Source organism: Streptomyces coffeae (assembly GCF_016741875.1).
Classification (GTDB): Bacteria; Actinomycetota; Actinomycetes; order Streptomycetales; family Streptomycetaceae; genus Streptomyces; species Streptomyces coffeae.
Window position 1 is genome coordinate 1 of sequence record NZ_JAERRF010000111.1, and the last position, 1,831, is coordinate 1,831.

Sequence of the window (1,831 nt, forward strand, 5' to 3'; positions counted from 1 at the left end):
TACGAAGCTCGGTGATCCGATTGAGGCGCAGGCGCTGCTGGCGACGTATGGGCAGGACCGTGAGGGTGGGGATCCGTTGTGGCTGGGGTCTATCAAGTCGAATATCGGGCACACGCAGGCGGCTGCGGGTGTGGCTGGTGTGATCAAGATGGTGATGGCGCTGCGGGAGCAGCAGCTGCCGAAGTCACTGCACGCTGATGAGCGTTCGTCGCAGGTGGATTGGGAGTCCGGTGCGGTGGAGTTGCTGGCGGAGTCGCGTGGGTGGCCGCGGCGAGTGGAGGGTGTGCGTCGGGCGGGTGTGTCTTCGTTCGGGATCAGTGGGACGAATGCGCACGTGATCATCGAGGAGGCCCCTGCAAGCGAGTCGGCGGTAGTTGAAGAGGAGCCTTCGGGTGTGTTGCCGGTGGTTCCGTGGGTGCTGTCCGGTCGGAGCTCGCAGGCGTTGGAGGGTCAGGCCAGGCGTCTTGCCACCTTCCTCGACGAGTGCGACGGTTCCGTTCCGGGTGCCGTCGATGTCGGGCTGTCGCTGGCGACTACTCGCGCCGTGCTGGAGCACCGTGCCGTGGTGCTGGGCTCGGATGGCGACGCCCTCCGGGCCGGGCTCACCGGCGACCTCAACGATGTCACCGGGCTCACGGGCCCGCATGGTGCTCGGGTGGTGTCCGGTGTCGCGGGCGAGGGCAGGACGGGTTGGATGTTCACTGGTCAGGGCAGCCAGCGCATCGGCATGGGGCGTGAGCTCTACGACCAGTTCCCGGTGTTCGCAGGTGCCTTCGACGCGATCTGCGGACACCTCGAAGAGCAGCTCAGTGGCGGCGAGGGCTTTGAAGTTCCGCTGCGCAAGGTGTTGTTCGCGGAGGAGGGTTCTGCTGAGGCGGCTCTGCTGGACCGCACCGGCTACGCCCAGACAGGCTTGTTCGCGGTGCAGGTGGCGTTGGTGGAGCTGCTGCGTTCCTGGGGCATGAGCCCCGCCGTGGTGCTGGGCCATTCGATCGGGGAGCTCTCTGCTGCGTACGCCGCTGGAGTGTTCGGTCCGGGCGACGCCGCCCGGCTGGTCGCGGCTCGTGCGCGGTTGATGCAGGCGCTGCCAACGGGCGGTGCGATGGCAGCCATCGAGGCTACCGAGGACGAGGTGACAGAGATCCTGGACGGCCTGCCGGATGGTTCGCGGGTGGGGATCGCGGCGGTCAACGGGCCGACGGCGGTCGTCGTCTCTGGTGACGAGGATGCTGTCGAGCAGGTGATGGCGGTTGCGCGGGAGCAGGATCGCCGGGTGTCGCGGCTGCGGGTGAGTCATGCGTTCCATTCGGCGTTGATGGAGCCGATGCTCGCCGAGTTCGCTGAGGTCGCGGCAGCCGTCAGCTACCGGCAGCCGAGTATCACCGCCCTCAGCACAGTCACCGGGCAATCGCTGGATGATGGCGACTGGACGACGCCGGAGTACTGGGTGCGTCAGGTCCGGGAGCCGGTGCGTTTCCACGATGCTCTTGCGGCTGTCATAGACGGGCAGGGTGTGTCCCGGCTGTTGGAGGTGGGTCCGGATCCGGTACTGACCAGCCTCGCGCAGTCCGGGTCGGATGCCGTGGAGTCTGTCTGTGTGCTGCGGAAGGGGCGGGCGGAAGCCGCAACCCTGCTGACAGCGGTGGCTGAGTTGTTCGTGCGCGGGGCTGTTGTGGGCTGGGGTTCGGTGTTCGCTGGGTGTGGTGGGCGGCTGGTGGAGCTGCCGACGTATGCGTTCCAGCGTCAGCGGTTCTGGTTGGAGGGTTCGCGGCCGGTTACCGATGCGCGTGGTTTGGGGTTGGGTGCGGCGGAGCATCCGTTGCTGGGTGCC

General features: G+C 67.4%; 1 protein-coding gene. It reads left to right on the forward strand.

Annotated elements, in window-relative coordinates; all coding sequences use genetic code 11:
- Positions 1–1,831: acyltransferase domain-containing protein (locus JK363_RS41175; RefSeq protein ID WP_201883448.1), on the forward strand; the 1,831-nt coding region annotated here is incomplete at both ends.